Origin of the sequence: Streptomyces sp. NPDC001027, assembly GCF_040299045.1 — a bacterium.
Classification (GTDB): domain Bacteria; phylum Actinomycetota; class Actinomycetes; order Streptomycetales; family Streptomycetaceae; genus Streptomyces.
In genome coordinates, this window is the sequence record NZ_JBEPBI010000381.1 from 1 (window position 1) to 5,187 (window position 5,187).

At 68.3% G+C, this 5,187-nt stretch carries 4 protein-coding genes and 1 pseudogene; 3 read left to right on the forward strand and 2 right to left on the reverse strand.

Annotated elements, in window-relative coordinates; translation table 11 throughout:
- A pseudogene (locus ABT300_RS41060) lies at window positions 1–807 on the forward strand (calcium-binding protein); the annotation flags it as partial.
- 930 nt (window positions 808–1,737) lie between these two features.
- Entirely contained in the window at window positions 1,738–3,291 is a 1,554-nt protein-coding gene (locus ABT300_RS41065; RefSeq protein ID WP_351687416.1) for a pectate lyase family protein, read from the forward strand.
- Between the two features lie 87 nt (window positions 3,292–3,378).
- Here ABT300_RS41065 and ABT300_RS41070 read toward each other — a convergent pair whose 3' ends face one another.
- Window positions 3,379–3,684, reverse strand: coding sequence for a WhiB family transcriptional regulator (locus ABT300_RS41070; RefSeq protein ID WP_351687419.1), 306 nt, complete (start codon window positions 3,682–3,684; stop codon window positions 3,379–3,381).
- A 261-nt stretch (window positions 3,685–3,945) separates the two neighbouring features.
- On the opposite strand from ABT300_RS41070, the gene ABT300_RS41075 reads away from it, so the two are divergent.
- A complete protein-coding gene (locus ABT300_RS41075; RefSeq protein WP_351687422.1) occupies window positions 3,946–4,455 on the forward strand; it encodes a hypothetical protein in 510 nt (169 codons plus the stop codon).
- Between the two features lie 161 nt (window positions 4,456–4,616).
- On the opposite strand, the gene ABT300_RS41080 is transcribed toward ABT300_RS41075, so the two are convergent.
- Window positions 4,617–5,187, reverse strand: a 571-nt coding sequence (locus ABT300_RS41080) for a hypothetical protein (RefSeq protein ID WP_351687425.1), incomplete at its 5' end; no start/stop codon positions are given.

Here is a 5,187-nt window from a genome sequence, read left to right on the forward strand (position 1 = left end):
CTCCAGACGGACGGCAAGATCGTCGCCGCCGGCGCCGGCGGACCCGACGACGACTTCGCCCTGGCCCGCTTCGAGGGCGGCGGCTCCCCGCCGCCGGCCGGCGTGGACCTGTCGGTGACGAAGTCGGGTCCCGCCACGGTCAGCATCGGCGACCGGGCCGCCTACACGGTCCGGGTCACCAACAACAGCCCCACGACCACCGCCACCGGCGTCTCCCTGTCCGACACGCTCAGCGGCGTCGCCGCCTCCATCGTCTCGGCGACCACGAGTTCAGGGACCTGCACCACCACCACCGCCACCACCGCGAGCTGCTCCCTCGGCGCCCTCGCTCCCGGAGCCGTCGCCACGGTGACGATCGCCGCCGAGCCACGAGCCACCGGCGCCCTCACCGACCGGGCCACGGTCGGCGCCGCCCAGACCGACCCGAGCACCGGCGACAACACCGCCACGGCGATCACCACGGTCAACAACGCACGCGGCTGCACCCGCATCGGCACCAGCGGCAACGACAGCATCACCGGAACCTTCGGCAACGACGTGATCTGCGCCCTCGGCGGCGACGACACCGTCGACGCGGGCAGCGGCAACGACACCGTCCACGGCGGGTACGGCAACGACCGCCTCGACGGCGGCCTCGGCAACGACACCCTCACCGCAGGCCCCGGCAACGACAACCTGATCGGCAACTCCGGCGCCGACAACCTGAACACCGTCGACAACGTGTCCGGCAACGACACCGCCAACGGCGGCCCCCAGACGGACACCTGCACCACGGACACGGGCGACACGCGCCTCAGCTGCCCCTGAGCCGCACCGCATCTCCGCGACCCGGGCCCCGCACGCCGTGCGGGGCCCGACGCGTACCCCGGCCCCCGCTCTGCGCGCCCGCCTCACCGCCCCACCGCCCCACCGCCTCAGGACCGGGGAACCGCTTCGGGACGTCACCATGCGGCGGATCGGCAGCAGCTATGGCGCGCAGCGGATCATGTATATGAACACGAGCGCATGTAGTGGGGTGGGCTGGCGTGGGGCGACCTGCCGGCAATCCCCGCCTGTGCTGGCGATCTGAGCCGATCGGGCGGGTGTAGAGGATGGTGACGACTTTCCGACAGTCGATCGGAGTTCACATACTTGTCACCCGTGGGCGGCCGTCCTATCCTCGCGGAGAGAAAGCGCTTTCTCGACGCTGCTGAACGTGGCGGGGAAGCGGCCCGCGGTATCAGTCGCGGGGCATGCCCGCGCGCCGCAACCGATCCGGCGCGGGGTTGACCCTGACTGACCGCATCGAGATGCGCCGCGCGGAACCCCGGGGCGCACTCCTGGCTCGGCTCGGGCTGCACCCCGGGCCGCGCTCGGGAGTGCGTTCCGGGTGCGGATGCATCGCGCTCGCGCCCCAGCCTGTTCCGCCGGTCGGTCTGCCGTCCGCAGCGGCGTCTCACCCGCGTTGCCGCGGCATGCGTACGTCCGACCCTGGGCCTCAAGGCGTCGCCAGTGCGGCGACCGCGTGGCCGACGTCGCTTGCGGCGCCGCCAGTGCCGCAGCAGCGTCTTCCGCTCGCATCGCGGGAATGCCGGCGGCTCGTACGGAAGCGACGTCGCACCGGGTCGGCAGGGGCGCGCCGTTCCGCATAAGTGTCATGAGCATGATGCACAGGACGGCCCTCGGCGGCCCTCGGCGGCCGGGCGCGCCCGGGACGTGCGAGACCCCCGGTACTCGACGACGAAAGACGAGGCGAGAATGAGAAAGCCAGTCGCTCTGCGACTCTCCGCGGCGCTCGGCACGCTGACCCTGGCGGCGGCGACCGGCATGGTCCTGTCGCTGCCCGCCGCGTCGGCGGCAGGCGCCGGCGCGACCGGGTTCGCCACCCAGAACGGCGGCACCACCGGCGGCGCAGGAGGGACGACGGTCCGGGCCACCACCGGCACCCAGATCCACCAGGCCCTGTGCAGTCGGGCCAGCAGCAGCACCCCGATCGTCATCCAGGTCGAGGGCACCGTCACCGTAGGCAACACGGCGAAGGCGTCAGGCGGCAGCTGCAACACCGCCGCCGGCGTGATCGAGCTGAAGGGCATCAGCAACGTCACCCTCGTCGGCGTCGGCGGTGGGGCCGTGTTCGATCAGATCGGCATCCACCTCCGGCAGTCGAGCAACATCATCGTGCAGAACGTGACCGTCCAGAACGTGAAGAAGTCCGGCTCGCCCACCTCCAACGGCGGCGACGCCATCGGCATGGAAAGGGACGTGCACAACGTCTGGGTCGACCACACCACACTGACCGCCTCCGGCGGCGAATCGGCAGGCTACGACGCCCTGTTCGACATGAAGGACGACACCCGGTACGTGACCCTGTCCTACAGCGTCCTGCGCAACTCCGGCCGAGGGGGCCTCGTCGGCTCCAGCGACAGCGACCTCGGCAACGGTCCGGTCACCTTCCACCACAACCGTTACGAGAACATCGACTCCCGTACGCCCCTGCTGCGTGGCGCGACCGCGCACATCTACAACAACTACTACGTCAGGCTCAACGAGTCGGGCATCAACCCCCGTGCCGGCGGCAAAGCCAAGGTCGACAACAACTACTTCAAGGACTCCAAGGACGTCCTCGGCACCTTCTACACGGACCTGCCCGGATACTGGCAGGTCGGCGGGAACGTCTTCGACAACGTGACGTGGACGCCGCGGGGCGAGGACAACAACCCCGCAGGTCCGAACCCGACGTCGAACACGACCGTCGGCATCCCCTATGCCTACAGTCTGGACGCCGCGTCCTGCGTCCCGTCGATCGTGACCGCGACGGCGGGCGCGAACAGCGGCCTCAAGGTGTCGGACGGCAACTGCACCGCGACGACGCCGACCGCGACGCCCACCTCGAATCCCACGCCGACGTCGACGCCGACGCCGACCGCGACGTCGGGGCCCGCCGGGGCCAACCTGAGCCTCGCTGCGACTGCGGCCGCCGACGGCTCCAGCAAGGCGTCCGGCACCAGCTACGGCAATGTCCGCGACGGCGACACGAGCACGTACTGGTCACCGGCCGGCTCCACCGGCTCCGTCTCGATCAAGTGGGGCTCGACGACCGCCGTCTCCAAGGTGACTGTCCGGGAGGCTGCCGGATCGGTCGGGAACATCCGTTCCTGGCGGGTGCTCAACGGCGACACCGGGGCGGTGCTGGCCTCGGGCAGCGGAGCGGGCGCGGTCTCCTTCGCCGCCACCTCGCTGAAGAAGGTCACCTTCGAGATCACGGGGTCGAGCGCCACGCCGAAGGTGGCCGAGTTCGAGACCTACGCCTGACCGACCACGCCTGACCGACCGTCGACGCCGGGCCGGCCGCACCGGCCGGCCGGCTCTCTCCCGCCGACCGCCCGTCGACCGCTCGCCTCACCCCGCCCCGACCCCGTGGCGTCGGGCTTGCGGCGCGGGCTCCATGGCCGCTCTTCGGATGGCGCGACGCTGGGCAGCCGTGGTGGCGCCCCAGATCCCGTCGTCCTCGCCGTGCTCGAGTGCCCAGTCGCGGCAGGCGACGAGCACGGCGCAGCGGCGGCAGACAGCGCGGGCCAGGGACGCCTCTGCGCCAGGAGCCGCGACGTCCGACAGCGGAAAGAAGATCTCGGGATCCTCTCCGATGCAGGCAGCGCGATCACGCCAGTCGTCCGATTCCGGGTATTCGCAACATGAGCGGGTCATGGTGCACCTCTCAAAGCCGCCCGAGGGCAGGACGAGCGATGGTCACGGCACGCCACAGCGCCGCGACTCCGGCAGAGGTTCCGAGCATCTTAGGCTTGTATGTCGTATTTGCGATAGAGGGTGACGGCGGTCTGCGATCCAGGACCGCGACGGCGCGCAACGGTCGCTGCTGTGGACCAGGCTCGTTCTCAGGTGGCGAGATGATCGGTTCGCCCAGGCTCGGCAGCTGATAGAACTTCACACCGAGACCGACCCCGCGGCGTGGCCACGGTGCGCAACCCGGTCATCGGCCTGGTGAGCCAAGTCGGCTGGACCGATGTCGCCGAAGCGGTCGATCGCTACGGAGGGGCTGAGTCCGGGATGCATGAGTCGTTCGAGATCTCGATCAAGGACAGCCTGTCGTGGGATGAACTGCGCACAGCCCTGGCGGAGTACTTGCGGACGCCGATCGAGAGCGTGGTCATGTTTGGCGATTGGCTGGACCTGTCGCCGAAGAAGCAGGGTGAAACGACGAGCCTGGACATCATCCGGCAGGAAGTCGGGTACCGGACGCTTGTCAACGGCACGTCCCCGCTGAATGTCTGCGGTGAGAAGCTCGGCTTCCTCGCAGCAGCGCTGGCCGCGGAGTTCTCGACGAGTGTGGCGATCGGCGACTACAGCCACGACTGCGGGTACGCGTGTGGGCGATTCATCGTCTACCAGCCCGACGGGAGTACGTTCTCCGCACCAGAGGAATCCGGCGGCGAATTCTGGGACCTGGAGCTCCGTTAGCGCAGGACAAGTATCCGCCTCAGTGCCTCGGCAGGGCAGGTGAACTGTCAGGGGTTCGGGCGGACGGCACGCGAACGCGACCCCTGTTCGTGATCAAAGGCTTCGACGACCTCGATCATCAGGGATAGCGTCGTCTCTGGGGTATCGCCGGCGGAGGGAGATCATACCTTGCGCAGAATCTCCACCACCCTTGCCCACTCCACGTGCTGGGCGGCGATCCTCCCGATTCGCTCCATGTCGCGCCTATCTCTTTCGGCGCACTGCCGCATGTCGGGAATGAAAGTTCTCCCACCTCTGGGGAGGTCGGATATTCCAGACCTGATCTCGGGCAGTATGTTAACGCCGCGCAAAGACAGGCCGTATTCGACTTGAATGCGTGATCGCATGTGGTAACGTGCGGCCCCTATTCCCAGCCTGCGGACCCGAAGCCCCCACCGGGACTGGCGGCTGTAACTCACCAGGAGAATGTACGGCTCCAGGGCATAGAAGATCTCCATGAGGCGCGTATGCATCTGAGAGAATAAGTCTTTCTCACGCAAGGCCGAGTTTTCGAGATAGGCCGACAGATTGCTCAGGGCATTAATGACAAGCGGTGCATACTCCAGGAATTTCTCGCATTGCTCCTGTCCGTCTGGCGGTGACAAAGACTGCCTTGTATTGGAGGCCAGCCAGTCGACAAGCTGGCTTGCGCGGTCGTCCAGCGAACCATGGAAAGCAGGAACATCGTAGAGC